This window comes from Olavius algarvensis spirochete endosymbiont, from assembly GCA_900608495.1.
In the GTDB taxonomy this organism is placed as follows: Bacteria; Spirochaetota; Spirochaetia; order DSM-2461; family DSM-2461; genus UBA2779.
The window spans coordinates 1-539 of sequence record UWYT01000295.1; the positions used below are offsets into that span (position 1 = coordinate 1).

The window sequence follows — 539 nt, forward strand, 5'->3', positions numbered from 1 at the left end:
CCTGGAGGCGCCTCTACTGATTCGGTTGGTAGCGCTGGTGTTGGTAGCACTGGTGCTGGCAGCGCCTATATAGAATGCGACATCGAGGACTACCGCAGCCCATCAGATTGTCATGCAGGTGCTTCCCGGGGTGCTCTCCGGACTACCCAAGAGCGCAATAGCCCTCTATGGACAGATTAGAGAACTTGTCATGAACAAAGCCACAAAAGGATCACTGGCCTTCGATGAGGTCTTCTTCACTCAAAGAGAGATTCGGGAAGCCACCAGGGTCAGTCATGATGTGGTCAAACGCAACCTACGTTTTCTTGTGGACTATGAATACATTGAAGCCAGAGGTGGCATGAGCGGTAGTCGCTATCGCTATCGAATGGCGGCAAGGGGGCTTCCCACGGATTTCTCGGTTAGTCTTCCTAGTCCCCGGGAGATAGAGCGAGGGATGCAAAAGCGGGGTAGCGGGGCAGTAGATGGATTGGTCTTCTAAATCTATAAGGAGTAAAGAAATGGAAGAAAGTGGGTCCGGAATGTCCAGGAGAGATAGA

Annotated in this window: 1 protein-coding gene; it reads left to right on the top strand. The window is 52.1% G+C overall.

Annotation, left to right across the window (positions count from 1 at the left end):
* Positions 1 to 112 precede the first annotated feature (112 nt).
* On the top strand, positions 113 to 481 hold the full coding sequence (locus S1OALGB6SA_RS09110; protein ID WP_124033270.1) for a hypothetical protein: 369 nt from the start codon (positions 113 to 115) through the stop codon (positions 479 to 481).
* Positions 482 to 539: the final 58 nt, after the last annotated feature.

Bases quoted from the DNA above. Each gene is read 5' to 3' on its own strand.
- S1OALGB6SA_RS09110 (WP_124033270.1), top strand. From the start codon at position 113: ATGCAGGTGCTTCCCGGGGTGCTCTCCGGACTACCCAAGAGCGCAATA.